The sequence below is a fragment of the Rugamonas sp. GW822-FHT03B10 genome, assembly GCF_058801745.1.
The window spans coordinates 1-24,524 of sequence record NZ_JBXANP010000012.1; the positions used below are offsets into that span (position 1 = coordinate 1).

Annotated in this window: 25 protein-coding genes and 1 pseudogene; 17 read left to right on the forward strand and 9 right to left on the reverse strand. The window is 63.0% G+C overall.

Annotation, left to right across the window (positions count from 1 at the left end; translation table 11 throughout):
• Positions 1–25: 25 nt before the first annotated feature.
• The 6 genes and pseudogenes from AC1RQG_RS18540 to AC1RQG_RS18565 form a co-directional block, all read right to left on the reverse strand.
• Positions 26–571 (reverse strand): hypothetical protein, encoded by a 546-nt coding sequence (locus tag AC1RQG_RS18540; protein WP_493133470.1) that lies wholly within the window; start codon positions 569–571, stop codon positions 26–28.
• Between the two features lie 2 nt (positions 572–573).
• Positions 574–1,227, reverse strand: a complete 654-nt coding sequence (locus AC1RQG_RS18545) for a hypothetical protein (RefSeq protein WP_182167645.1) — start codon at positions 1,225–1,227, stop codon at positions 574–576.
• 32 nt (positions 1,228–1,259) lie between these two features.
• Positions 1,260–1,775, reverse strand: coding sequence for a hypothetical protein (locus AC1RQG_RS18550; protein ID WP_182167647.1), 516 nt, complete (start codon positions 1,773–1,775; stop codon positions 1,260–1,262).
• A 738-nt stretch (positions 1,776–2,513) separates the two neighbouring features.
• Positions 2,514–3,059 (reverse strand): hypothetical protein, encoded by a 546-nt coding sequence (locus AC1RQG_RS18555; protein WP_182167648.1) that lies wholly within the window; start codon positions 3,057–3,059, stop codon positions 2,514–2,516.
• 300 nt (positions 3,060–3,359) lie between these two features.
• Entirely contained in the window at positions 3,360–4,145 is a 786-nt protein-coding gene (istB, locus tag AC1RQG_RS18560) for an IS21-like element helper ATPase IstB (RefSeq protein ID WP_182167650.1), read from the reverse strand.
• Positions 4,142–5,296, reverse strand: a pseudogene (locus AC1RQG_RS18565) (IS21 family transposase); the annotation flags it as partial. The gene istB and the pseudogene AC1RQG_RS18565, both read right to left, overlap by 4 nt.
• A 55-nt stretch (positions 5,297–5,351) precedes the next feature.
• Here AC1RQG_RS18565 and AC1RQG_RS18570 point away from each other — a divergent pair.
• Positions 5,352–5,921 carry an aquaporin gene (locus tag AC1RQG_RS18570; RefSeq protein WP_311197592.1) on the forward strand — a complete coding sequence of 190 codons (570 nt, stop codon included), beginning with the start codon at positions 5,352–5,354 and terminating at the stop codon, positions 5,919–5,921.
• Positions 5,922–5,932: 11 nt separating this feature from the next.
• On the forward strand, positions 5,933–6,646 hold the full coding sequence (gene arsH / locus AC1RQG_RS18575) for an arsenical resistance protein ArsH (protein WP_182167659.1): 714 nt from the start codon (positions 5,933–5,935) through the stop codon (positions 6,644–6,646).
• Between the two features lie 73 nt (positions 6,647–6,719).
• Here arsH and AC1RQG_RS18580 read toward each other — a convergent pair whose 3' ends face one another.
• Positions 6,720–7,355: a hypothetical protein gene (locus tag AC1RQG_RS18580; RefSeq protein ID WP_182167661.1), complete on the reverse strand. Its 636-nt coding sequence runs from the start codon at positions 7,353–7,355 to the stop codon at positions 6,720–6,722.
• Between the two features lie 369 nt (positions 7,356–7,724).
• On the opposite strand from AC1RQG_RS18580, the gene AC1RQG_RS18585 reads away from it, so the two are divergent.
• From AC1RQG_RS18585 to AC1RQG_RS18655, 15 genes are all read left to right on the forward strand, one after another.
• The gene (locus tag AC1RQG_RS18585) at positions 7,725–10,751 is read left to right on the forward strand and encodes a Tn3 family transposase (RefSeq protein WP_182167663.1); all 3,027 of its coding nucleotides are present in this window, start codon (positions 7,725–7,727) and stop codon (positions 10,749–10,751) included.
• Positions 10,748–11,098, forward strand: a complete 351-nt coding sequence (gene tnpC, locus AC1RQG_RS18590) for a Tn3 family transposase post-transcriptional regulator TnpC (protein WP_182167665.1) — start codon at positions 10,748–10,750, stop codon at positions 11,096–11,098. Before AC1RQG_RS18585 ends, tnpC begins: the two co-directional genes overlap by 4 nt.
• A gap of 237 nt (positions 11,099–11,335) precedes the next feature.
• A complete protein-coding gene (locus AC1RQG_RS18595) occupies positions 11,336–12,670 on the forward strand; it encodes a sensor domain-containing protein (RefSeq protein ID WP_493133471.1) in 1,335 nt (444 codons plus the stop codon).
• Positions 12,671–12,827: 157 nt separating this feature from the next.
• Positions 12,828–13,004 carry a hypothetical protein gene (locus AC1RQG_RS18600; RefSeq protein WP_493133472.1) on the forward strand — a complete coding sequence of 59 codons (177 nt, stop codon included), beginning with the start codon at positions 12,828–12,830 and terminating at the stop codon, positions 13,002–13,004.
• Between the two features lie 33 nt (positions 13,005–13,037).
• Positions 13,038–13,853, forward strand: coding sequence for a substrate-binding periplasmic protein (locus AC1RQG_RS18605; protein WP_493133473.1), 816 nt, complete (start codon positions 13,038–13,040; stop codon positions 13,851–13,853).
• Positions 13,854–14,024: 171 nt separating this feature from the next.
• Positions 14,025–15,104, forward strand: coding sequence for an ABC transporter substrate-binding protein (locus AC1RQG_RS18610; RefSeq protein WP_493133474.1), 1,080 nt, complete (start codon positions 14,025–14,027; stop codon positions 15,102–15,104).
• 97 nt (positions 15,105–15,201) lie between these two features.
• Complete coding sequence (locus tag AC1RQG_RS18615; RefSeq protein ID WP_493133475.1) at positions 15,202–15,624, forward strand: Hpt domain-containing protein; 423 nt, start codon at positions 15,202–15,204, stop codon at positions 15,622–15,624.
• Positions 15,625–16,008: 384 nt separating this feature from the next.
• Complete coding sequence (locus tag AC1RQG_RS18620; protein ID WP_493133476.1) at positions 16,009–16,827, forward strand: hypothetical protein; 819 nt, start codon at positions 16,009–16,011, stop codon at positions 16,825–16,827.
• A gap of 1 nt (position 16,828) precedes the next feature.
• Positions 16,829–18,031 carry a cation:proton antiporter domain-containing protein gene (locus tag AC1RQG_RS18625; protein WP_493133477.1) on the forward strand — a complete coding sequence of 401 codons (1,203 nt, stop codon included), beginning with the start codon at positions 16,829–16,831 and terminating at the stop codon, positions 18,029–18,031.
• Positions 18,024–19,238 (forward strand): YbdK family carboxylate-amine ligase, encoded by a 1,215-nt coding sequence (locus AC1RQG_RS18630; RefSeq protein ID WP_493133478.1) that lies wholly within the window; start codon positions 18,024–18,026, stop codon positions 19,236–19,238. Before AC1RQG_RS18625 ends, AC1RQG_RS18630 begins: the two co-directional genes overlap by 8 nt.
• A 41-nt stretch (positions 19,239–19,279) precedes the next feature.
• Positions 19,280–19,630, forward strand: a complete 351-nt coding sequence (locus tag AC1RQG_RS18635) for a hypothetical protein (RefSeq protein ID WP_493133479.1) — start codon at positions 19,280–19,282, stop codon at positions 19,628–19,630.
• Position 19,631: 1 nt separating this feature from the next.
• Complete coding sequence (locus AC1RQG_RS18640; RefSeq protein WP_493133480.1) at positions 19,632–19,889, forward strand: DUF5985 family protein; 258 nt, start codon at positions 19,632–19,634, stop codon at positions 19,887–19,889.
• A 7-nt stretch (positions 19,890–19,896) separates the two neighbouring features.
• The gene (locus AC1RQG_RS18645) at positions 19,897–20,166 is read left to right on the forward strand and encodes a DUF5985 family protein (protein WP_493133481.1); all 270 of its coding nucleotides are present in this window, start codon (positions 19,897–19,899) and stop codon (positions 20,164–20,166) included.
• Positions 20,167–20,469: 303 nt separating this feature from the next.
• The gene (locus AC1RQG_RS18650; RefSeq protein ID WP_493133482.1) at positions 20,470–20,892 is read left to right on the forward strand and encodes a hypothetical protein; all 423 of its coding nucleotides are present in this window, start codon (positions 20,470–20,472) and stop codon (positions 20,890–20,892) included.
• Between the two features lie 115 nt (positions 20,893–21,007).
• A complete protein-coding gene (locus AC1RQG_RS18655; protein WP_493133483.1) occupies positions 21,008–21,925 on the forward strand; it encodes a LysR family transcriptional regulator in 918 nt (305 codons plus the stop codon).
• Positions 21,926–21,954: 29 nt separating this feature from the next.
• On the opposite strand, the gene AC1RQG_RS18660 is transcribed toward AC1RQG_RS18655, so the two are convergent.
• Together AC1RQG_RS18660 and AC1RQG_RS18665 are read right to left on the reverse strand one after the other, a co-directional pair.
• A complete protein-coding gene (locus tag AC1RQG_RS18660) occupies positions 21,955–23,034 on the reverse strand; it encodes an NAD-dependent epimerase/dehydratase family protein (RefSeq protein WP_493133484.1) in 1,080 nt (359 codons plus the stop codon).
• A complete protein-coding gene (locus AC1RQG_RS18665; RefSeq protein ID WP_493133485.1) occupies positions 23,022–24,302 on the reverse strand; it encodes a nucleotide sugar dehydrogenase in 1,281 nt (426 codons plus the stop codon). Before AC1RQG_RS18665 ends, AC1RQG_RS18660 begins: the two co-directional genes overlap by 13 nt.
• Between the last annotated feature and the right edge of the window lie 222 nt (positions 24,303–24,524).

A 24,524-nucleotide genomic window follows, 5' to 3' on the forward strand; every position in this document is an offset into this window, starting at 1 on the left:
GGATTCTGGAACCTATGAAATGGCGTTACCCGACATGGTACCCGATGTCAATTTCCACTGGAAACGGCATAGAGCCCAAAATAGCTGGTACGCCATCTACAGTTTGATTGAAAAACTCCTCCTCTGTCGTAACAGTCGCGCCAGCATTTTTGTATCTCCAAATAGTAAACACTGCTTTTTCATCCCCATAATAGTAGACATTGCTGGATCGAAATTCGTCCTCTTGCAACATACCTATCAAGTGAAGTGGACTATATTTGCGATCTTGCGGAATTTCGCTTGACTCGCCCTTCTTGAATCCTGGATGGGATATAAATGCATCAAGCAACTCGATGTAGGAAATTGAACTTTTGACGCGAATATAGCCATCTCGATCCGCAGTAGTCCCTTCCCAAAGGTATTTAGTTTGTTCGTCGCTCAAATCATCTTTCTTGATCACCCGATCCTCGCGTAACATAGGCGTTTCAAGAGGATACTTCGTCGAGTTTATTTTGCGCTCACTGCTATAAGACTGAGCATACCCGTCCAACGCAAAGAAAACAAGAAATATCGTAACGGAAATTTTTTTCATAATTATCGATCAAATATCCCAAATCCAAGATTTGTCAAATTGCAATCTTTGGCTCTTGTTTCACCTAGATCAACCGTACTTTTATTGACTGGATCATAATAAAAATGTCGCCCGACAACAAGAATAGTGTTTAGCGGGGCGGGGGTATTGGGAAAGTTCGTAAGGTACCATCTCTGGAGTATTCCCGACTCGCCGGCCCGAGCACTATACCAAGGAGCTGGGCCTCGATTGGCGTAGCTGGGAGCAAAAAGCGGATCGCTCTGTATTGCCTTTTTCACTTCTTCTACCGACCACTTGCTAGCGTACGAAAACCGCAAATTGTAGAGATTGGGGTCGGCATTACCGTAGGGGCCTGTAGCATAGACATTTGCCTTTGCAAACAAAAAATAGCGAACTTGAAAATAGTCAGTCGTCAATGCTTCATTGACCCAATACATCGCTTGTTCGTCGCCTGATTTGCTGGCAAGGTCGCCAAATTCCGGATTTGCACCCATCTTCACAAAAAATTTAGCAGCGATGTATTTTGTTCCAAACGGAATCTGATCAAACCTACAAGCGCGACTAAATTTTCCCACACCGAAGACAGCCGCCTGAGCCATAGATGATTGCAAGCAATAGAAACAACCGATAATAATAAAATAGTATACTCGTTTCATAGTTTGCCTAAGATAGCGTTTCAATTAATAATTCAATTGGCATAGGAGTTTGGCAGATATGGATTTGGCACACTTGACGGTGGAGTACCTGCTAAAACAAGACTATCTACGCCACTTGGCCCGGTTCCGCTTGGTGCAGGATCAGGGCCGATACCCCAAACACTACCCGAGAAGCTACCAGTGGAATTAGACCAGTTAATTGCAAGATCTCCATTGTCATAAATTTGCAAATATGCCGGGTATGGACAGCAATTGGCGGTGTTTGAATTCCAGAGCGGAGTAGTTCCCGCATATTCTACAAAATTCCCGTCGCCTTGCATTATCGCAACGGTTCCGTGTTTAGCCATGGAATAGCGAATAGATCCATCGTTGCGGTACATAACCAAACTTCCATCTGATTGCATGGCTAAAAAATATATTCCATTTGGCGAGATAATAAATGCATCATTCTGCAAAATCTCATTCGCCCGCAGGACATCTTTCGCACAACAAATGGACGATTTTACAACAAAAAAAGCTAACGCAATTTTAATGCAGAGTATCTTCATTGCATTCACCAAGGTTATTTAAGTAAATTTTGAAATATCTTCGCTGAAACGTCATATTTCACGAAATGCCGTAAACAAATTATTGCCTTGTCTGCTCGAAACGAGCTCTGGTAACAAATCAATTGCTTTATTTGTGAAATGAGCATCGAGTATTATTTAAATGTGATTATTTAACAACTATCATATATTAGCAATAAAGACAGAAAAGAATCTATCAAAATGTCACTATTTTAAAAAAAAACAACAAATGTGGCGTTATACGTTGGCAGTGACACAAAATTGAACCGGTCCAGGATTCGTTGAGCCAGGTTATTTCGCAAAAACCTACTGCCTCCCTTTGTGATGGCGCGAAACTCGATGCCCACCCGGTGCTCGCGGGTATGTGTTCGCTTCGCCGGACAATACTCTCGCTAGCCGTTTCATGACTGGATTGCGCTTTACGATCGAGATGGGCAGGGAGCGGCAACGAATGGCGGGCAAGAGATGGGGCATATTGAAGGCAGTCGACGCAGAATTTCTGGTCCCAGACAATTTTTCGGCATACAGCGTCCTTCCGCTATCGCCTACGATCGCTCTCGTGGAGGGACACGCGGACCTGCAGATCGGTTTCCACTAGGTCGCCGATATCAACGGCCGGGCGGTCCATGGCTCCTGCCGCTACTATTTTGCTCGGGACATCACCCGCTGTCCCATCCTGAAACTTCGCATCCTGGATGGTGTGTTCCAGCGACCGGCGGGCTAGGTCGCTTCTTCTGCCGTGATCAGGCCGAGATCCAAAAGCAGCCGCCCCCAAACGAATACCAGCATAAGCACAAGGTCGGGGCCAGAAATACTATTATTTCGCGTCCTGACCATGATTTCCTGAACGGCGACAGGCTGCTGCCCAGCAAATGCGGGGTCGATTTGAAAGTCGATCATGGTGATCACTTCGGGGCCCGCATCCGCATTCACCACAAAATGCTTGGCGGCCGTAGCGAGCTGAAAGCTCATGTTCATCCACGGGCTGTTCGCCGTAAGAAAATTGCCAAAATCCCTCGTCCCGGCAATTCTGCGGCCGGCGACTCGATGCAGCACGTCAAGCTGGCTTGCCTGGCGTATGGCCTCATAGACCCAGTCCTTCATCTGCCACGCGCTGGTCACGGCGTTCATCACGGCATAGGCGCGCTCCGACAGATCGTCGGGCGGCGCCTGTCGAAGTGTGTGCGCTTCGAACTGCATTTTGCGAAATAGGTCTGCCGGAGTTTGCAAGCAAAAGGTGCGTGCGTTGGTGCCTGCAGGTGGCATAGCGGATATCCTCAAAAGAGACTTGGGCGGCAACCAGGGGCGCTGGGATGACGACCTGTCTAACTCGTGGGGGCGGCTGCTCATGCTGTGCTCCATCCGGCCCCTTGCATACGAGACTGACGCATCCAGATATCTTATCGCCGACTTGATGTCCCGCCAACCGACATATTCCATGAGGCTCTTTACGTCCCAGCCATCAGACGCCGCCCAGTTTGCAAACCCCCGGCGCAGCGAATTGGTTCGCGTCAACTATCTTGGCCGGTCGGCGTCAATTATCTTGGCCGGTGAAGCGAGTTGTTGTTAATCCTTCTTGGTCGTCGATTTTTCACTGGCCGGGGCCTGCCCGGACTTGGCTACGCGCCGTCGGTAACTCTCCACGTTGAGCTCGAAGATGGTCGAGTGATGCACCAGCCGGTCAACCGCCGCCAGCGTCATCGCCACCTCCGGAAACACCTGATCCCAGCCCGAGAACGGTTGGTTGGCGGTGATGGCCAGGCTCTTGCGTTCATAGCGCGCCGCGATCAATTCAAATAGCACCGACGTTTCTGCCTGGTCGCGTCGAACATAGCTCAGGTCGTCGAGGATCAGCAGGTCAAAGCGATCCAGCTTCGCGATCTCGGCTGGCAACCGCATCTCGCGGCGCGCCACCTGAAGCCGCTGCACGAGGTCGCTGGTGCGCGTGAAGTGCACGCGGTAGCCGCGATCAATCAGGCCATTGCCGATAGCGCACACGAGGTGGCTCTTGCCCACGCCTGGCGGCCCGAACAGCAGCAAGTTCGCGCCTTGTTCGATCCAGCCGTCACTCTCGACCAGTGCCGTGACATGGGCTTTCGACACGGTGGGCACGGTCGTGAAGTCGAAGCTCGACAGCAGCTTGCCGGGCAGCAGTTGCGACTCCAGCCGGTGCCGCTCCAAGCGCCGCGTTTCCCGTTCGGCCAGCTCATGCTCCATCACGGCGGCGAGGAACCGTTCGGCGGGCCATCCTTCCTTGTTCGACTGGGCCGCCAGCGCACCCCACAGCCGCTTGATGGTGGGCAGGCGCAGTTCCGTGAGGATCAGCGGCAGGCGCGCCGCCACGTCCGTCACGCGGCCTCCAGCAGTTGATCGTAGGTGGCCAAGTCGGGCAGCATCACGGCCACGTCCTGATAGTGCGCGGGGCGCGGCGCCAGTTCCAGCCGCAACTGCTCCAGGTCCGGCAATTGTCCGCTGGCGAGCAGCAGCGCCAGACGCTGGGCCAGTACCGCCTCGCAGCCGCCGTTGCCGGCCAAGTCCAGCAAGCCCACCATCAGCCGGCACGCGCGAGCTTCCGGCAGTTGCTCCTTGATCTGAGCCCACATCAGGCGGTATTCGGTGCGCGGAAACAGCGCGTCGCGCAGCACAGAGCGCGCCAGCGCGCCGGGTTTGCGTTTGAGCGCCGGCAGCAGGTGACGGTAGTCGACGACCTTGCCGCGCCCGGTTGCCGCGTCGGGTTGGCCGCGCGTCAGTTCCAGCACGCACACATTGCCCAGCCAGCACTCAAGCTTGTCGCTGAAGACGCGCACCTTCAGGCGGTGTCCCACCAACCGCGACGGCGCCGTGTAGAGCACTTTCTTGACCGTCATCGTGCCGTACTTGGTGACGCGGGCGTCGACCTCCTCGTAATCGCTGCTGCGCCGCGCCGGCAAGGCTCTGAGCAGCTTGCGCTCTTCGTTGAATTTGCGCGCCACCCGGGCGTTGAGCCGTCCGAACACCTCTGCGACGAATTGCCGGTAGGCGTCAAGGTCGCTGAAGTCGCGGTGCCCGCGCAGCAACAGCGCTTGCTCCATGGTGCGCTTGAGCGTGCCCTGGCGCGCTTCAATCGAGCCGTTCTCATGGCTCACACCAAGGTTGTTTCGGCTCGGCCGCATTCCGTAGTGGGCGCACAGCGCCGCATAACGCCGCGTCAGCAATTCCTGCTCCGTCTTGTTTTTATACGCCGCCGCCAGGCTGTCGGTGCGGTGCTCTTCCGGCACGCCGCCCATCATCCATGCCGCGTTCTGCAGGCCCGAGGACAGCGCGGCGAAGCTCTCGCCGCCAAGCACCACCTCAACGTAGCGCCAGCCCGAGTAGGCCAGCACGAACTGATACAGCAGGTGCATCAGCGCCACCCCGGCCACCGTCACCTGCAGCACGGCGGCGTGCGTGAAGTCGGACAGGCCGAGCCGGCCCGGCGGGTGCTCCTGCGCGAAGAATACTTCGTGCTCGCCGCCGTGGCTGGCCGGGGGCAACGTAGCGATTGCGCTGCTGGCCAATGCGATCGCCACCGGCGCCGGCTTGATCGCGCTGATCCTGATGTTCGGTACCATCTCAGGCGCGCACTTCAACCCCGTCGTAACACTGTCTGAGGCCGTGCAGGGCAATCTGCCCGGCCGGGAGGTGCTCCCCTACATCGCCATCCAGGTCGTCGGCGCCTTCGCTGGCGTCGCGGCGGCACACGGCATGTTCGGCGAGCCGCTGTTCTTTGCGTCGGAGCACGTCAGGACCGGCGCTGCGCAATGGTGGAGCGAGTGCGTGGCCACGTTCGGCCTGATCGCTGTGATCATCGGTTGCTCGCGCAGCCGGCCGGCCGTCACGCCGTTCGCGGTGGCTGCCTACATCACGGCGGCGTACTGGTTTACCTCATCTACATCGTTTGCCAATCCAGCCGTGACCCTGGCCCGCAGCGCGACCAACACCTTCGCCGGCATTCGTCCTGTCGATGCGCCAGGATTTATTGTCGCGCAGCTGGTGGGCGCGGCCGCAGCGACGGCCGTGTTCTGCTGGCTGTATCCAGCCATTCCCGCCAACGCCACGGTGGCCGGCACCGTACCTCCGGGCGATTTCGCCGTTAAACCGGAACAGTAAAAGGAAATTGCATGTCCATTCCGAATCTTCCCAATATCAAGACCGAGTTGCTGGATATCCCCACGATCGGGAAACTGGATCCCGTGGGTGACTTGAGCCATCCACCACGCATTTTGATGCTCTACGGTTCGTTGCGCGAGCGCTCGTTCAGCCGCTTCCTGACCGAGGAAGCGGCCCGCATCTTGGAGCACCTGGGCGCCGAAGTCAAAATCTTTAACCCCATGGAGCTCCCGATGGCTGGCAGCGCGCCGGAGGACCACCCGAAGGTGGTCGCGCTGCGTGAGCTGTGCCTGTGGTCTGAAGGCCAAGTCTGGTGCAGCCCGGAGCGCCATGGCGCCGTCACCGCCGTCATGAAAAACCAGATCGACTGGATACCGCTGGAGATGGGGGCGATCCGCCCAAGCCAGGGCCGCACACTGGCGGTGATGCAGGTCTGTGGCGGTTCGCAGTCTTTCAACGTGGTCAACACGCTCCGCCTGCTGGGACGCTGGATGCGGATGTTCACGATCCCGAACCAGTCCTCGGTGCCGATGGCCTACAAGGAATTCGATGAGGCCGGCCACATGCGACAGTCCGGCTACTACGACCGCGTGGTCGACGTCATGGAGGAGCTTTTCAAAATGACGCTGCTGCTGCGTGGCCGCACGGCCTATCTCACTGACCGCTATAGTGAGCGCAACGAACAGGCGCGGCAGGCAATCGACCGTCAGATCCAGCGCATCTGATGCCAGGTCCATCGGCGCCACTTCTCAGGGGCGTACCGGGCTAATTTCCAACGTTGGAAACCGTGGGCGGGGTTTAATTGCCTAGCTGTCGCAAGAGGATCTGGCCGCCGTCCACGACCGTCAATCCCAGCCGATGCAGCATCGGATCGACGATCAGGTTGAGCACCGCCGTGGCGATGTCCACGCCAGTGCGCGCCTGCGCCTCGCTGGCGGATGCGCCCGAATGCACAATCCGGTTGCGCAGCCCGCGCTGCGTGTCGCATTCGGCCAGCAGCTTTGCCGCCGATTCGGGGCGCCGCAGCGAACGGATGTCGATACCGACAAACTCTGTGAACAAGCGGGCAAGCAGCTTCGCATAGCGTGTGTATCCTGGTCCCGAGAGCGTGTTTTCCACCACCACGTCGGCCAAGCTTTCGATATGGACCAGGCCGTGGACCACCGGCGTGAGAATAGCGGCCTTGAGCAGCAGTTCGGTACTGGAAACCGCAAAGACCACGGCGGCAGCGAAATGGCCATCGTCCGCCAGGCGCTGTGCCTCCAGCAACGCCTCGACTGCCGGCCGCATGACGCCGGGATTGTCCACATAAAAAGAACAAAGTCGTTCAGCGGTAAACTCGCCGATGGCCTGGCTCTTGTGCTCGGGATAGAGTTCATCCGAGATCCGCTCGTACATGTCGTCCATCGCACCGTCGTTTGGGTCGTAACTCATCCGGATTTCCATTGTCATTTTTTCACCACCGATATTAGTCCAATCCCGTGATTTTGGCTTGACAAAAAACTTGCAAGTGATGCATTATTTTTAACAACTTTCTCACAGGGCCGTTGCCGACTTATTTGCGATGACGAACGCGCTTGAAACCGTCTACCCATGCCTGGAGCTTTCCATTCCAGGGATGCATCGACGACAGCGCTGGCAATTGAGGCACCTCCCACCACTGCATTTGCGGTATCCACGCCGCGCGCTCTTTCCGATGCTGCACAAGGCTTCATATCGGCTGAGCCAAATCCCCCTTGCGCAGCTCAGCTGCTGCTGTTGTGCGACACATCCCGCGAACGCACCTTCATGGAGTGAGATCCTATGGCGAGCATCGAAAGAACCGCATATCCGCAATTTCCGCGTACCCTGACACTGAAGGATCTCCAGACATCATTCTCTCCGCGCCCCGACGAGACGGAGTGGGCGCAAGGAAATTCCCGAAGTCCCGATAGGCGCCTAGCGCTGTTGGTATTGCTCAAGTGCTTCCAGTTCCTGCGGTATTTTCCCGCCCTGGAGGAGATACCACCGGATGTAGTGGAGCACGTGTCCGCCACCTTGGCGATGCCGCCGGCGCAGGCCATCGACTATCCCAGCCCTACGGCGCTATACCGTCATCACAAGGCGATTCGCACGCTGCTTGGTGTGAAATCGTATACCGACGCTCATACCCGGCCCTTGGCCATCGGTATCGCGAAGACCGCCGCCGCCGTGGTCGATACACGCACCGACATCATCAACATTACGATCGACGAGCTGGTGCGGCTAGGTTACGAGCTGCCCGTGTACCGCACGATCGACGAAATCGCAGAGCAGGCATATGCGGCGGCCGAACTGGAACTACATGCGCGCATTGCCAAACGGCTCTCCGAAGATCAGCGAAAATGGCTCGATTCATTGCTGAATGCGGAGCTGCCTGTACGCAGGACCCTGTACAACAAGATCAAGCGGTCCGCCAAGAAAACGTCGCGCAAGCACCTCGACGCCGTACTGGACCAGCTCGACTGGCTCGAATCGCTGCCCGACAGCGACGTACTGCTCGATGGTGTACCGACGACCAAACTCAAGCATATCGCCGACATGGCCTCGGCGCTCGACGCTGGCGACATGAAGGACTTCACGCCCGACAAGCGCCACACATTCATCCTGGCGCTGATTCGCCAGATGCGCGTGAGCGCGCGCGACGATATTGCCGAGATGTTCATCCGCCGCGTGGGCACCATGCACAAAAGCGCACGCGAGGAATTGCAATCGATACAGGCCCGCCAGCGTGAGATGAGCGAAGAGTTGGTGGCGACACTCGAACATGTGCTGGAGATTCTGGCCGAAGGGCTTGACGATGCGGCCACCGGTGTGCGCGTGCGCGAATTGTTAGCACCCAATGGCGACCTGGAAAAACTCAGCGCGGACTGCGAAGCGATTCGGATTTGGAGTGGCGGAAATCATTTGTCGCTACTGTGGAAGCCTTACAGCAGCTGGCGGGCCGGCATGTTCAGGATGGCCAAGGTCTTGCGCTTTCAGGCGGCGACGGCGGACCGCAGCCTGCTCGACGCCCTCGATATCGTGCTGGAAAACGAGCACAAAAAGACCGAGTGGATTGCGGCCGAAGTGTCCTTGAGCTTTGCCTCCGAACGCTGGCGCAAGCTGGTGCGGCGGTCGCACGGCTTGGGTAATCCCACGAACCGCCGCCATCTTGAAGTCTGCGTATTCAGCCATTTGAGCAGCGACCTGCGCTCAGGCGACGTGTGCATCGACGGCTCGGGCTCTTTCGCCGATTACCGCAAGCAGTTGTTACCATGGGACGAGTGCCAGGTGTTGCTGCCCGCATACTGCGATCGCGTCGGCATCACCGACAACGCGAAGGACTTCGTCGACGGCCTCAAGAAAATGCTGACGGATACCGCAGGCGACGTCGACAAGGGCTTCCCCGCCAACATCGGAGATTTCACCATCGGCAGCAACGGCGAGCCCACCGTGCGACGCAGCACCGCGCGCGAAGTGCCTGCCTCGGCTATCGCGCTGCAGGCGGCGATCGAGGCTCGCACCGTCCCGCGCAACCTGCTCGATATCCTGGCCAATATTGAACATTGGACCGCCTTTACGCGCAATTTTGGACCGCTCTCCGGCGACGAACCCAAGCTGCGCAACGCGCGCGAACGCTACTTGCTCACCGTCTTTGCGATGGGTTGCAATCTGGGGCCGACCCAGGCGGCACGGCACCTCTCCAACGGCGTGACACCCCACCAGCTGTCCTACTCGAACCAGCGCCACATGGGCCTCGAACAACTCGACAACGCCTGTCGCGACCTCACCGAGCTATACCTGCGCCTGGAGTTGCCAAAGCTGTGGGGCGAAGGCAAGAAGGTGGCCGCCGACGGCACGCAATACGAATTCTACGAGCAGAATATGCTGGTCGGCATGCATTTCCGGTACCGGAAAAAAGGCGCCGTGGCCTACCGCCATGTGGCGGACAACTACATCGCCAACTTCAGGAGCTTTATACCGCCGGGGGTGTTCGAAGCGTTGTACGTTATCGAAGGCTTGATGAAGGCGGGATTGAGTGTGCAGGCCGATACGGTGTATTCGGACACCCACGGCCAGTCGGAGACCGTCTTTGCCTTCACGCATTTGTTGGGCATCCAGCTGATGCCCCGCATCCGTAATTGGAAGGACTTGAAATTCTACCGGCCGACGAAGTCCGCCTCATATCAGCACATCGATCGGCTGTTCACCGATGTTGTGGACTGGGACCGGATCGCCGATCACTGGCAGGATCTGATGCAGGTCGCGATATCGATCCAGACCGGCCGTATTTCGTCACCCATGCTGCTGCGCAAACTGAGTTACGAAGGCCGGCATAATCGCCTGTTTGCGGCGACGCGCGAACTGGGCCGGGTGCTGCGCACGGTGTACTTGTTGCGCTGGATCTCCAGCAAGGAAATGCGGCAGGAAGTGACCGCGACAACGAATAAAATCGAGTCTTACCACGCCTTCACAAAATGGCTCGATTTTGGCGGCGACGTCATCGCTGAAAACGAATTTAACGAGCAGCAGAAGCGGCTGCGCTATATCGACCTGGTCGCCTCGGCCGTGATCCTGCAGAATACGGTCGACATGATGAGGATCATGCAGGAAATGCACGCCGCCGGCGAGCCCGTTTCAGCGGCCGATGTCGAATACATGAGTCCGTACGGGACCTTCGGCGTCAAACGGTTCGGCAATTACCACCTGGACATGAAGCGTCCACCTGAGCCGTGGCTGAAGGAGTCGCAGTTCAGGCGGGCGGCGAAACAGGCTAAGGCCGCAGCATCCGAGAAAAAGCGAAATGACCAACCAGGAAACACCTCATGACTAACGCGTCCAATACGATCTCAACCGCATACGGGCTCGTCGATAGTGCTGCCCTCGATGAACTGCAGGCCAGTTTTGATACAAGCATGCTGCTGCGCATGGTCGACGAAATCGATGCCGCAGCATCGGCGGCAAGAGGGGAGAACAGTCTGCGGGAGATGGTGCTACGTCTGCACGCGATGTCGCATACGGTGATCAACGGCGCTGGTATGTCCGTGGGTACGGGCGCTGAAACGCTGCCGGAGCTGGCAGACACAATAGTGGACGACATGAGGGATACGGTCACGCGAATGCGTACATGGATTGCCAGGTTGGAGCCACTGCTGAAGTTAGAGCCGCGTCACTGATTGCCAACGGCAAAAAGGCTGAACGTTTCTTTATGTGCGATTCAGCAGAAAATCTACCGCGTTTATTACTTTTACGCTTATGTGCTATTACTGGCCTTATCCCGGCTGACCCTCGGCCATGCTCGCCCTGTGCGGCGAATTCGACGCGCAGGGCCACGCCTGAGCTTGTGCTTTGTGTCTGATGCACTTGGTAGTACAGTAGGCGGCATCGACATTCCCACCCAGGAAATTTGCAACATGGAAAAATTCTTCCCCGCCCCGGTGGCCAATTTCGCCGACCTGCTGCTCGACGCGGTCTGCATGGTGGACGCGGCGGGCCGCTTCGTGTTCGCCAGCGCCGCCTGCGAGCGCATCTTCGGCTACACGCCGCAGGAGATGCAGGGCCGGGCCATGATCGACATGGTGGCGCCGGAAGACCGGGAACGCACGCTGGCGGCGGCGCACGACATCATGCGCGGCCAGCCCAACCAGCACTTCGAGAACCGCTACGTGCGCAAGGATGGCACCTTGGTGCACCTGCTGTGGTCGGCGCGCTGGTCCGAGCAGTATCAATTGCGCGTGGCCGTGGCGCGCGACATCACCGCCGCCAAGCAGGCGGAAGCGACCCAGGCCGCCTTGTACGCGATCTCCGAGGCGGCCCACGCGACCGAGGATTTGCCGCAGTTGTTCCAGCGCATCCACCAGATCATCGGCGGCCTGCTGCCGGCCGCCTGTTTCGCCGTCGCGCTGTCCGACGAGGGCGACGCGCAGCTGCGCTTCGCCTACCACGCCGACCAGCAAGGCCCGCTGCCCCAGACCTTGCTGGCACGCATGTTGGGCGACGAGGTGCGCCGGCTCGGGCGCCCGCTGCTGCTCGATGCGGCCACGCTGGCCGGTCTGCCGGAGGCCTTGCGGGCGGCGGCCGGCCTGGCGCCGGCATGCTGGCTGGGCGTTCCGCTGACCACCTCGCAAGGCACGATCGGCGTGCTGATGTTGCAGGGCTTGTCCGAATGCGGCTACACCGATGCCGACCGCGACCTGCTGCTGTTCGTGTCGGCCCAGGTGGCGACGGCGATCCAGCGCAAGCGCATGCACGCCCAGTTGCGCTACATGGCCCAGCACGATGAACTGACCCGCCTGCCCAACCGCCGTCTGTTCCACGACCGTCTGGAGACGGCGTTCGCGCGCGCCCAGCGGCAGCAGGGCCGGCTGTCGCTGCTGTTCATCGACCTCGACAAATTCAAGCTGATCAACGACGAGTATGGCCACGACTGCGGCGACTTGCTGCTCAAGGAAGTGGCGTGGCGACTCCAGGCGTGCGTGCGCGAGAGCGACACGGTGGCGCGCATCGGCGGCGATGAATTCGTCGTGATCCTGGAGAACGTCGGCCTGCCCGACCACGCGCTGCTGGTCAGGGACAAGATCCACCAGGCGCTGGCCGTGCCCGTGCCGCTGGCGGACCGGGGCAGCCTGCGCGTGGAGGCCAGCATCGGCATGGCCCATTATCCCGAACATGGGGCCGACGCGTCGCAACTGCTGCGCCACGCGGACAACGCCATGTACGCCAGCAAGACGCAGCCGACGGTGGCGTGAAGCCGGCTTCCGCGGCGGGAAATGTTGCAAAACGGTGTGCCGCGCGTGTTTCGATGTTCGCGGAGCAACCTCCATGCTCTATATTTGTGACCTGGGGCAACAATCGTGGCGCCCCGGAGCCGCGCGGCTTGCCGCTTGCCGACCTAGAGGAGCCCTTATGTCGAAATTGCCGGTCTTCGTGTTCGCCGCCCTGCGGTCCGGCGCCGCCATGTCCGCCGAGCTGGCGGCGCCTGCCTACGACACATACCAGGCGGTGCCGTTCGTGGTCGGCGCTGGCGCCATGAACAGCGACCCGGCATGGAAGGCGGTGCTGACCAAATACGGGCTCGACTGAGATGGACACCCGCCCGGGCATCTGCCCCGCGTCATGAAGCGCCTGGCGCCGGTTTGCGTCGCGGCGGCAGCCTGCCTGTGGGCGGCGCCGGCGCCGGTGGTGGCGGTGGAGACCATCACCGCCTTCAACAGTTATGCCGCGGCGCCCTACTTCGTCGACGCCGACCATGGCTTGGCGCGCGCGCTGGTGGAGCGCCTCAACGCCAGGCTGGCGCCGCGTTACCACCTGGCCCTACGGCAGATTCCCCGCATCCGGCTCGATTTGAGCGAGTTGAGCAAGGGAGACGCGTTCGCCGGCACGGTGCTGTTCATCAACCCGCGCTTCGTCGATGACGCGGCCCGGGTCCGCTTCCTGTGGTCCCGGCCCCTGTTCACGGACTGCAATCTGGTCGTCTCGCCGCACGACGCCCCGGTCGAGTACCAGGGGCCGGCCAACCTCGAAGGTCTGCGCTTTGGCGGCGTGCGCGGCTACCGCTACAGCGTGTTCGACGACCTGGCCCGCGCGGGCCGACTGGTGCGGGAGGACAGCCAGGATGAGATCAGCGGCTTGAACAAGGTCGCCCGCCACCGCGTGGACGTGACCGTGGTGCCCTACACCATCTACAGCTACGCCGTGGGGGAGCAGGCGCTGGCGCCCTTGCTGCATGTCGCACCCCGGCCCTTGCAGTGTTTCACACGCCACATCCTCGTCTCCCGGGCCAATCCCGGCTTGCTCAAGGCGCTGGACCTGGCCATCGAGGCGCTGGCCACCGACCCGCAATGGAAGGCCGCCCTGCTCAGCCTGCACCTCGACTTCGAGGCGATGGCCCGCTGGGCGAGCTATCCCGCCGAGGCGGCGCGCCAGCCCTGAGCGCTCCCGGCTGGCCCGGAAGGTGAGCAATTTGGCTCGCCAAGGCTAGCGATTCATTGCCTAAGTTGCATGTTGTTCTGGTTTAATGGCTGTCAAGGGCGCGGCGCGCGCCCGCTCGCGGGCGTGGTTCGCCGTCCCGCCTGTCCGACTTTGCCCAGCTTGCCATCGACAATGCCAAAAACCTATGCCGTCCTCGTCTTCGCGCTGAGCCTGCTCAGCCGCTCCGCCCTCGCCTTTGAACCGCTGCCGCCGGAAACCATGGATGAAACCCACACGTTCCGGGTGGAAGTGCTGCAAGTGACCGACATCGAGCCCTACCAGGAGGCCTATGCGGGCTTCCTGTCCGCCCTGCAGCGCAACGACCTGGTGGCGGGCAAGAACCTGGAGGTGAACCGGGTCAAGATCGACTTCGACATAGAAAACGGCGGCTTCTGGAGCCGGCTCGGCGTGCTGATGCGCATCCGCCAGGAAGCCGCGCGCATCGTGGCGGCCAAACCGGACCTGGTGCTGACCATCGGCACGCCGGCCACCAAATTCGCCCGTGGCATGCTGGCCGACGCCCACATCCCGCTGGTGTTCACGGCCGTCGCCAATCCCGAGGACGTCGGTTGCCTGTCGCTGGAGGACGCCGGCCCCGGCGCCACCGGTTCCACGCTGTACGCGGACATGGGCCATTCGCTCAAGGTGGTGCACGACATCTTCCCCCACGTGAGCCGGATCGGCATGGTCCACACGGACGATGAGAACGGCGTGGCCAACGTGGCGGCGGCGGCGGCCAGCGCGCGCACCATGAACATGAGCGTCGCCTCGCGCCTGGTGGCCAAGACCGACAGCATCATCCCCGCGCTGAAGGAACTGTACGACGACGGCAAGGGCGTGCAGATGTACGCCGTGCCGCTCGACACCTACTACGGCCTGCGCCATTACGAGGCGGCCGTCGACCTGGGCGACTTCGGCACCGAGCACAAGATCCCCGTCGTCACGCTGGCCATGGTGCGCGTGCCGGGCGCGGCGCTGTACGTGGGCGCCGATTTCGGGCTGGTCGGCAGTCTGGCCGGCGTGCAGGCGGCCAAGATCCTCAAACGGCGCGTCAAGCCGGACGTGCTGCCCATCCTGCGCCAGGAGAACCCGACCGTCCTGATCGACCCGCAACGGGTGGCCAGCCTGGGCGTGCAATTGCCGCAGTCCATCCTCGACCACAAGACCGATGGCAAGAACGGCTTCTGGCAGATCGACCTGGTCAAGCAATAGGCGACCGGGGACCGTTCGCGTTGGCGGGACGGACAGACAGCGCGCCGTCAGGCGGAGTATGATAGGCCCTGCCTGGTCTTTTGCTTCGGAGTACAGTATGTCCGCCCTGGTCCCTCCCGGTTCGTCCGACACCATTTTTTCCGTCGACACCCTGCTCAAATACATGGGCGACGACGACAAGGCGCGCGCCGTGGTCGCCAAGATCGTGCGCGACGCCTGCGCGCCGGCCATGACGCCGCTGCTGCAAGCGGGGCGGGCGATCGACGAGCGGCGGCTGGCCGACGCCGGCCGTATTTTCCACAGTTTGCGGGGCTCGGTGGGCAACCTCGGCGCCCGGCGGCTGGTGACGGCCTCGCTGGCGCTGGAACAGGCGTTGGCCGAACAACGCACGGCCGATATCGGCGCGCTGCTGGCCGCCGTCGAGGCGGAATACCGGCTGGTGCTGGAGCAGGCCGGCGACTGGCTGGCCCGCGACGATGGCGACCGGGCGCGCGCCGGCGCCGCCCCCGCATCGCCCTGACATTCGGCCGCCGGCATGGTTCGGCGCCGGCGCCCTGGCCGGTCCGGACCCGGCGCCCGGGAGGCTTGTTGTCGTATCGGCATCGCCTGATACATTTGTACAAATGCAGTTTGATGCCCTATAATTCGCCGAATGTATCGACCTACTCCCCTGATGAGCGGCGCGGTATGGCGGCGCAATATCCCGGCCGTCCTGCTCTGCTGCAGCGCGGTCGATGTGGCGCTGGCCGCCACGCCGGCGCCCCTCCCCGCTTTGCCTGCCGTTGTCCGATCGTTCGCGGCGCTGAGTCGTCACCGTCCGGTCCCGTGCGACGCGCCGGCGGTGTCCGCCCCCGCCGGCCCGGTCGCCGGCCCCGCGCAATGCGCCTGGCATCGGCGCCTGACGATGCGACGATGGGTGCTCGAACACGGCGCCACGCCGGCTTGCGTGAGTCCGCAAGCTGCCTGGTGGCATTGGCAACAGCAGCACAATCCCGGCGCCGGCAATGCGCCGGTATGGGACGCGGCCTGGCGACGCCAGGTCATCCTGCAAACCGAGGCCGACCATGGCCGGAGCGAGGTGTTCACGCTCATCGCGCAGGAGCCGGACGGCGCCTGGACCGCCACCACCTGGCGCTGGGACGCCCCCGAGCGGCGCGCCACGCGCGCCTGGGAGCAACAGCGCTGGACCCAGCTCAAACAAGCGCTGCTGTCAGTGGCCGACGCCGACAGCAGCGTGGCGCCCCGCTCGCCGCTGGGCCTGGGATACCGCAACCTGCGCGATCGGCCGGCCGAACGATCGGCCACCGGACTGGTATGGCAGACAGACAGCCAGTGCATGCAGCTGGTGCTGGCGCCAGCGTCCGCGGCGCCGGACATTCCGCTGCCCTATGTGCGCGAGGACAGCCGCCTGGAGCAGCGGGCGGCGATGCAGGTTCAGCTGGCGCGCACCGATGCCGCGCAGAGCTGGCCCGCGGCGTTCCACCTGATGCCCCCCGTGCTGCCCCATCAGCGCAGCGCCACCTATGCCGCCGTTGCGCGCCGGGGCCAGCAACTGATCGGGCACATCTGGCTGCCGGCGAAGGACGATAAGGCGCTGCACCTGCACATCGAATCCATGCTGAGCGCCGCGCCCGGCTCGCCCGCCGAGGCGCGTGCGCTCTCCGCGCTGGACCGTGAACTGGCCGGCATCGCCGCGCTGTGGGTGGTCGATCATGAACGCTGACATGCTCGCGTGGCCCCTGTGGCTGTACTCGCCGCTGGCGCTGCTGGGCGCCGGCCTGTTGCTCGCCCAGCTGCTCGGCCTCATCCTCGAAAGCCGTGGCTTGCCGAAACTCTATGGCGCGGTCGCGGCCGGCCTGGTGCTCGGCGTGAGCGGGCTCGGCCTCATCGACACCGCCGTGGCCGCCCAGTTCCAGGAGTTGTTCAATGCCGCCACCGCGCTGGTGCTGTTCGAGGTCGGCCGCAAGATGGACCTCGCCTGGTTGTGGCGCAGCCGTCGCCAAGGCGCCAGCCTGTTGCTCGCCTGCCTGCTGCGGGCGGCGGTCGTGTGGGGCGTGCTGGCCGCCAGCGGCCTCAGTTCCGCCGAGGCCGGCTTCATGGCGGCGCTGCTGATCGCGTCCAGTCCGATCATCTATTCGTCCATGGTGTCCGATTCCCAGGCCAGCGGTGTGACCGTGTTCGCGGGGGCCAATTTCATCGGCCTGGCCAACGTCGCCGCCCTGCTCGTGCTGGTGCCGACAGTCGCATGGCTGCGTACCCGCGCCGACGGCGAGCTGAGCAACTACGGCGCCGAATTGCTCAAGCAATTGAGCCGGCTGGCATGGGGCCTGCTGATCGCGGTGCTGTGCTACGGCCTGTACGCGCTGGCGACGCGCCTCAGCCGCGCGCGCGCGCGCCTGCGCCCCGGCATGCTGCTGGCGGCGTTGCTGATGGACCTTGGCCTGTGTTCGGTGAGCGCGGCCAGCGCCCTGTTGTCGCTGCTGCTGATGGGGGTGCTGCTGCGCAACGCCGAAAAGCGCGACAACGTGTTCCAGGCCGAGCTGCGCACCGGGCAGGATATCGGTTACGCGCTGCTGTTCATGATGTCGGCCTCATTGGTGCAGATCCAGCAACTGTTGTATTGGCACGCCTTGGTCGTGGCGCTGATCTTGTTTGCCGCCAGGATGCTGGTGACCCGCGCGGCGCTGGTCGCGGCCACCGCCTGGGCCGGCGAGAAGAAACACGCGCTGGCTTTGTCGATGTGTTCGCTCGTCAGTTTCGGCTCGCTGATGGTGGACAATTCGATGCTCGGCTATCCCGGCCTGAGCGAGCCGGCGCAGCAGATCATGGCGGCGCTGCTGGCCCTGAATGTGCTGGTCGCCCCCGGCCTGACCTGGTACGGTCTGCGGCTGGCCGGCGAGAACCACGAGGAGGATCCCCATGGCTGAGCCCACCATGCTCTCCGCCGACGCGCAGGCCGCGGCCGTCGCCGGCACCGGCGCGGCCTATCTGCCGCCCTTCAGCCAGGCGCGTCTGGGCACCATGGGCATCGAGCTCGAACTGATGGTGCTCGACCGCCTGACGTTCGACCTGTTGCCCGCCGCGCCCGATATCCTGCGGCTGCTGGACCGGCAAAAGAAAAGCTGGGTGGCGACGCCCGAGATCACGACCTCCATGCTGGAGGTGGCCACCGCCATCCTGGAGGACTACGATCAGGCCGCCGAGCAACTCGAGGAGATCCGTGTCAGCGTCGAGCGCGCGGCGTTCGAGGTGGGGGCCGTGATCTCGGGCGGCGGCGCGCATCCGTTCCAGCAATGGAGCGATCAGCGCATCTATCCGAAGGAACGCTATCGCGCCTCGGCCCGGAAATTCGGCTATCTCGCCAAGTTGTTCACCGTGTTCGGCATGCACGTCCATGTCGGCGTTCCCAGCGGCGACGAGGCGGTGCGGCTGTGCGCCTGGCTGACGCAGCGCGCCCCCTTGTTCATCGCGCTGTCCGCCAATTCGCCGTGCTGGCAGGGCGAGAACTCGGGATTCTGCAGCGCCCGCAGCAACGTCGTCGGCGCCTTTCCCATGAGCGGCACGATGCCCGCGCACATCCGTTCATGGCAGCAGTTCGAACAGCACTTCGCGCGGCTGGCGGCGCTGGGCATCGTCAGCAGCATCAAGGATTTCTACTGGGATGTGCGGCCGAAACCGGAGTACGGCACGATCGAGCTGCGCGTGCTCGACACCCCCCTCCATCCCTCCTACGCGGCAGCGCTGGCCTGCTATGCCCGCGCCCTGTGCGTCGAGGCCAGCGGACAACCGGGACGCTGGCCGACCAACGACGGTCCCGAGCTGTACACGTGGAACCGCTTCAACGCGGCCCGGGACGGCGTCGCCGGCACCTGGATCGACCCCGAGACGGGCGAGCGCCGCACCATCGCCGAGGTCGTCAGCGCCGACATGGCGCGCCTGGCGCCGGTCTCCGATGATCCGGGCTTCGGCAAGGCGCGCGCGCAGATCGAACAGCTGCTGCGCGACGGCGGCCAGGCCCGCTGGCTGACCGCGCAGCTGGCGGCCGGCTATGGCATGAACGACCTGGCCAGGCACGCCAGCGAACTGTTCAGCCAGCAGTCGCCGCGGCTGCCAGGCTACGCCGGGGTCAAGTGATGGCCGCGGCGCCCGTTCCCGACGAGCTGCGGCGGTTCATCTTGACCAGCATCGCCTCGGTGCCCCATCTGGAGGCGCTGTTGTTGTTGCGCGCCGCCCCCGATGAGGATTGGGACAGCGACGCCGTGGCGCGCCGGCTCTATATCGTCGAGCGCCTGGCGCGCAAGGTGCTTGAGGAGTTGAGCGCGATAGGCGCGCTTAGCGCCATCCACGCCGGTGCCACGGTCCGCTACCGCTACGCGCCCGCGCCGGAGGAGCTCGGCCGGCTGATCGAGCGTCTGGCGCAGGCGTACTCCACCAACCTGGTGGCCGTCACCACGCTGATACACTCGCAAATGGACCGGCAAGCGCAGCAGTTTGCCGACGCCTTCACCTGGAAAAAGGACGTCTGAGATGCCGCAATTGATCTACGGATTGTGCACGCTGACCTCCCTGGCCTGCGCCTGGATGCTGCTCAGCTCTTACCGGCGCAAGCGGGTGCGCCTGCTCTTCTGGAGCGGCTTGTGCTTCATCGGGTTGTCGATCAACAACCTGCTGCTGGTGCTGGACAAGCTGGTGTTTCCCGATATCGACTTGCTGCCGCTACGGCTGCTGAGCGCGCTCGTCGCCTTGTCGCTGCTCCTGTTCGGTCTGATTTACGAAACCAAGTGAGGTTGGAATGATCCTGTTTCTGACCGGGGCCATTGTGATGGCGTCCACCGCGATCGCCCTGTTCTTCCTGCGGTTCTGGCGCAGCACGGGGCAGCACTTCTTCCTCTATTTTTCGCTGTCGTTCCTGATCGAAGCGGTCCATCGCGGCTACGCGGCGTGGGACGGCGCGGCGCATGAGGACTCGCCGTACCACTATCTGGTCCGCCTCGTCTCCTATGGCCTGATCCTATGGGCCGTGATCGAACGGAACTTGCCGTCACGACCGCCGGAAGACTAGGTCGACGGCATGTTGCGTTGCGAAAAAGCCGCACCGCCTGTGATCGATGATAAGCGCCTAACAGATAGTTACACTTGTTACAGCCAAGTTCCGGCCCGCGGCGGGTGCGCCTTGCCGTTCGTGCTAGTATGCCCGAAATACATTGTGTCAGACTGACACGAGGTGACGACCGCAGCCGCCGACACCGCCGGAATATTATTTATTAGATAATTAGTTTCCGGTAGGTTATAATTGTGCACTGCATCGTTATCAACTTTCAGCATCGGCCCCAAACGGCCCTGCTTCGATCAAGGGTAGTTATTCATGGAATTATTCAACAAGTCGGGAGTGTTGGTGGCATCGGTGTTGGTACTGGTGGGCGTGCTGATCGCCTGCCAGGCCAAGGAGGATGCCATGCCATCACCGACCGTGGTTGAACAGGCGGTCCAGTCCATGGGGCCGGGCACCGACGGCGCCGCCAACCGCCGCCTCGAGGAATGGGCCGCGCAAGGTTCGCCGGTGGCCCAGCGCGAGCTGGCGCTGCGCTACCTGTCCAATCCCGCCAAGCAAGGCGAAGCCATCCGCCTGCTCACGCAGGCCGCCCGCGCCGGCGACGCGCAGGCCGTGCGCGGCCTCAACGACGCCTACGCCGACGGCGTGACGCTGAGCGGCGCTTCCCACCTCGGCGAACTGGGCGGTCTGCGCCTGCTCAAGGAAGCCACCAACAATAACTACACGCTGCACTGATCCCCTGCCCTGACGCCGCCCCGGCGTCCTTCCAGGGCGTTATCCCTTATACTTCCCAATGGTTTGGCGTCGCAAACAGCGCCATCGTGCATAATTTGTGAACGGGAGTGGGAAGATGGATCGCTTACGGGCACTGGAGGTGTTTGTCGAAGTGGTGCGCCGCGAGGGCTTTGCGCGGGCCGCCGACGCGCTCGACACCTCGCCCGCCAACGTCACCCGCTATATCGGCGACCTTGAAGCCCATTTGGGGACCCGGCTGCTCAATCGCAGTTCGCGCAAGATGTCGCTGACCTCCAGTGGCGAAGCGTTGTACGAGCGGGCCAGGTCCATCCTCGACGACGTGGCCGAGGCGGAAGCGATCGTGTCGGCCGCCACGCTGCGGCCGCACGGCTTGCTGCGCATCAACGCCCCGCTCAGCTTCGGCGTGCTCCAGCTGGCGCCGTTGTGGCCGCTGTTTCACCAGCAATATCCCGAGGTCCAGCTTGAGGTGGCGCTGATCGACCGCGTGGTCGACATCGTCGATGAGGGCTACGACGTGGCGATCCGCATCTCCGGCGCCGGTTCGGGCACGCACGTGGCGCGCAAGCTCGCCACCTGCCGCAACATCGTGTGCGCGTCGCCGGCCTACCTGCGCCGGTTCGGCGCGCCGGCCACACCGGCCGACCTGCAACAGCACCAGTGCATCGGCTACAGCTACGCGGCGATGGCCGACCAATGGTCCTTGCTCGACGCGGCCGGCAGCGCGCATACGGTCAAGGTGCGCTGCGTCATGCACACCAATAACGGCGACACGGCGCGCGCGGCAGCGCTCGGCGGCATGGGCATCATCTGCCAGCCCAGCTTCCTGGTGGGCGCCGACGTGCGCGCGGGCCGCCTGCAAACCGTGCTGCCCGATTACCGCGTCGCCGACATCGACATCCTGGCCGTCTACCCCAGCCGGCGCCATCTGAGCGCGAAGGTGCGGGTGCTGATCGACTTTCTGGCCCAGCATCTCCAGGGCACCCCGCCGTGGGACCGCGCCGACAGTCCATAGCGGCGGGCCGCGGCGCGGCGGGGGTGGCTTCACACGGGGGCGGGACAGCGGCGCATATACCAGCGCAGGGCGAGCCGCAAGCCGCGCCGCAGGTCGTGCGTGGGCACGTAGCCGAGCAGGCGGGCCGCCTTGTCGATGTCGGCGTGCGAATGGCGCACGTCGCCGGCGCGGAACGGTCCGTACAGCGGCGCCAGCGACGGCAGATCCGGGCGGCGCTCGGCGAGCAGTTCGGCCAGCAGGCCGTGCAACTCGTTCAGACTGGTGCGGGCGTTGACCGCCACGTTGTAGACCTGGTTGACGGCGGCATCGTTGCCGGCCAGGGCGGCCAGCAAGTTGGCCTGCACCACATTGCCCACGTAGCAGAAGTCCCGGCTGCTCTCGCCGTCGCCGTTGATGCGGACGGGGCGGCAGGCGAGCATGGCCGTGATCCACTGCGGTATCACGGCGGCGTAGGCGCCGGCCGGGTCCTGACGCGGGCCGTAGACGTTGAAATAGCGCAGTCCGATGCTTTCCTGGCCATAGCAGCGGGCGCACACGCCCGCATACAGTTCGTTGACGTATTTGCTGACCGCGTACGGCGACAGCGGCTGGCCGATGGCGTGCTCGACCTTGGGCAAGGCCGGATGGTCGCCATAGGTGGCGCTCGACGCCGCGTACACCACGCGCCGCACGCGCGCCGCGCGGGCCGCCGCGAGCACCTGCAGGAAGCCGCCGACGTTGATGTCGTTGCACAACTGCGGTTGTTCTATCGACCGTTGCACCGAGCCCAGCGCCGCCTGGTGCAGCACGAAATCGACGTCGGCGCAGGCCCGCTGGCAGGCGGGCGCGTCGCGGATGTCGGCCTGCAGGAAGCGGAAACGCTGCCACGCCTGCGGGCCGACGTTGTCGCGCACCTGCTCCAGGTTGTCCGCGTGGCCGGTCAGGAAGTTGTCCATGCCCGTCACCTGCTGGCCCAGTTCCAGCAGGGCTTCCAGCAGGTGCGATCCGATGAAGCCGGCCACGCCCGTGATCAGCCAGTGGTGGCGCTCGTTCTCCAGCCGTTCCCTGGCGCGCTGGTATGCCGATTCGGGCAGACCGTCGTCGCCGCCGCCGATGCCTACAGTCTCCATACGTTCAGGCCGCTATCGCGCAGGCTGCGCGGGTCGAAATGGGCTTTGATGTCGATGAAGCAGCCGGCCTCGATGACCTTGTCCCGGTAGTGGGACAGCGGCCGGGCCAGCAGCGCGCGGTGGGCGACGGCGCTGATCAGGGCGTCCGCGCGCGGCAGCTGTTCCCAGCTCTCCAGCTCCAGGCCATATTCGTGCAAGGCCTCCTCGGGGTCCGCCACGGGATCGTGCACGTGCACGCGCAGGCCGTACGACTCCAGCTCGCGGATCATGTCCACCACCTTGGAGTTGCGCAGATCCGGGCAGTTCTCCTTGAAGGTCAGGCCCAGCACGTTGACGCACGAGCCCTTCAGCTTGAAGCCGGCCCGGACCATCTCCTTGACCGCCTTCTCCGCGACGAACTTGGCCATGCCATCGTTGATGCGCCGCCCCGCCAGGATCACCTGGGGGTGGTAGCCGACCATCTCGGCCTTGTGCGTCAGATAGTAGGGATCGACCCCGATGCAGTGGCCACCGACAAGGCCGGGACGGAACGGCAGGAAATTCCATTTGGTGCCCGCCGCCTGCAACACTTCCAGCGTGTCGATGCCGAGCCGGTCGAAGATGATGGCCAGCTCATTCATCAGCGCGATGTTGAGGTCGCGCTGGGTGTTCTCGATCACCTTGGCGGCCTCCGCCACCTTGATGCTCGACGCGCGGTGCACGCCGGCCGCCACCACCAGCTCGTACAACGCCGCCACCCGCTCCAGCGTCGGGCCGTCGTCGCCGGCCACCACCTTGCGGATCGAGGCGAGCGTGTGCTCGCGGTCGCCGGGATTGATGCGCTCGGGCGAGAAACCCACGTGGAAGTCGCGCCGCCAGCGCATGCCCGAGCAGCGTTCGAGGATGGGAATGCAGATCTCCTCGGTCGCGCCGGGATAGACGGTCGACTCATAGATGACGATCGCGCCCGGCTTCATGTGGCGGCCCACGCTCTCGCTGGCGCCGGCCAGCGCGCTGAAGTCGGGGCTATGGGCGGTGTCGACCGGCGTTGGCACGGCGACCACGATATAGTCGGCGGCGGCCAGCCGGGCCGGATCGCATCCCATCTCGAGCCGCTCGGCGGCCGCGAATTGCGCCGGCGACACCTCGCCGGCCGGATCGACACCGCTGCGGTAGCTCGCCACCTTGCGCTCCGACAGGTCGTAGCCGATGGTGCGCCGGTGCGCGCCGAACGAGACGGCCAGCGACAAGCCCACATAGCCCAGTCCCACCACTGCCACAACGTCCATGGACTTCCCCCTTCTCCGGCGCCCGCTCGGGCTGGATGCGGCCGCCTGCCCGCTTGGCGGGCATTGGCCGCGACGTTCCGATTGTACGGACGCGGCCGGACCTGCCGTTGAGCTAGCACAAGGGGGCGCCGCCCGCCGTCATCGCGCGCACGTTTGCGCGCACTCAAGGACCGCCGCGGTCAAACTTTCTACCCTAGCTGGACACGTCCGCAGGAGATCGTC

Excerpts from the sequence above, each read along its gene's own strand:
- AC1RQG_RS18550 (WP_182167647.1), bottom strand. The coding sequence starts at position 1,775 with ATGAAGATACTCTGCATTAAAATTGCGTTAGCTTTTTTTGTTGTAAAA.
- AC1RQG_RS18585 (WP_182167663.1), top strand. The coding sequence starts at position 7,725 with ATGGCGAGCATCGAAAGAACCGCATATCCGCAATTTCCGCGTACCCTG.
- AC1RQG_RS18610 (WP_493133474.1), top strand. The coding sequence starts at position 14,025 with ATGCCAAAAACCTATGCCGTCCTCGTCTTCGCGCTGAGCCTGCTCAGC.
- AC1RQG_RS18630 (WP_493133478.1), top strand. The coding sequence starts at position 18,024 with ATGGCTGAGCCCACCATGCTCTCCGCCGACGCGCAGGCCGCGGCCGTC.
- AC1RQG_RS18640 (WP_493133480.1), top strand. The coding sequence starts at position 19,632 with ATGCCGCAATTGATCTACGGATTGTGCACGCTGACCTCCCTGGCCTGC.
- AC1RQG_RS18600 (WP_493133472.1), top strand. The coding sequence starts at position 12,828 with ATGTCGAAATTGCCGGTCTTCGTGTTCGCCGCCCTGCGGTCCGGCGCC.
- AC1RQG_RS18540 (WP_493133470.1), bottom strand. The coding sequence starts at position 571 with ATGAAAAAAATTTCCGTTACGATATTTCTTGTTTTCTTTGCGTTGGAC.
- AC1RQG_RS18645 (WP_493133481.1), top strand. The coding sequence starts at position 19,897 with ATGATCCTGTTTCTGACCGGGGCCATTGTGATGGCGTCCACCGCGATC.
- AC1RQG_RS18605 (WP_493133473.1), top strand. The coding sequence starts at position 13,038 with ATGAAGCGCCTGGCGCCGGTTTGCGTCGCGGCGGCAGCCTGCCTGTGG.
- AC1RQG_RS18620 (WP_493133476.1), top strand. The coding sequence starts at position 16,009 with ATGCGACGATGGGTGCTCGAACACGGCGCCACGCCGGCTTGCGTGAGT.
- AC1RQG_RS18665 (WP_493133485.1), bottom strand. The coding sequence starts at position 24,302 with ATGGACGTTGTGGCAGTGGTGGGACTGGGCTATGTGGGCTTGTCGCTG.
- AC1RQG_RS18625 (WP_493133477.1), top strand. The coding sequence starts at position 16,829 with ATGCTCGCGTGGCCCCTGTGGCTGTACTCGCCGCTGGCGCTGCTGGGC.
- AC1RQG_RS18655 (WP_493133483.1), top strand. The coding sequence starts at position 21,008 with ATGGATCGCTTACGGGCACTGGAGGTGTTTGTCGAAGTGGTGCGCCGC.
- arsH (WP_182167659.1), top strand. The coding sequence starts at position 5,933 with ATGTCCATTCCGAATCTTCCCAATATCAAGACCGAGTTGCTGGATATC.
- AC1RQG_RS18555 (WP_182167648.1), bottom strand. The coding sequence starts at position 3,059 with ATGCCACCTGCAGGCACCAACGCACGCACCTTTTGCTTGCAAACTCCG.
- AC1RQG_RS18545 (WP_182167645.1), bottom strand. The coding sequence starts at position 1,227 with ATGAAACGAGTATACTATTTTATTATTATCGGTTGTTTCTATTGCTTG.
- AC1RQG_RS18595 (WP_493133471.1), top strand. The coding sequence starts at position 11,336 with ATGGAAAAATTCTTCCCCGCCCCGGTGGCCAATTTCGCCGACCTGCTG.
- AC1RQG_RS18615 (WP_493133475.1), top strand. The coding sequence starts at position 15,202 with ATGTCCGCCCTGGTCCCTCCCGGTTCGTCCGACACCATTTTTTCCGTC.
- tnpC (WP_182167665.1), top strand. The coding sequence starts at position 10,748 with ATGACTAACGCGTCCAATACGATCTCAACCGCATACGGGCTCGTCGAT.
- AC1RQG_RS18660 (WP_493133484.1), bottom strand. The coding sequence starts at position 23,034 with ATGGAGACTGTAGGCATCGGCGGCGGCGACGACGGTCTGCCCGAATCG.
- AC1RQG_RS18580 (WP_182167661.1), bottom strand. The coding sequence starts at position 7,355 with ATGAGTTACGACCCAAACGACGGTGCGATGGACGACATGTACGAGCGG.
- AC1RQG_RS18650 (WP_493133482.1), top strand. The coding sequence starts at position 20,470 with ATGGAATTATTCAACAAGTCGGGAGTGTTGGTGGCATCGGTGTTGGTA.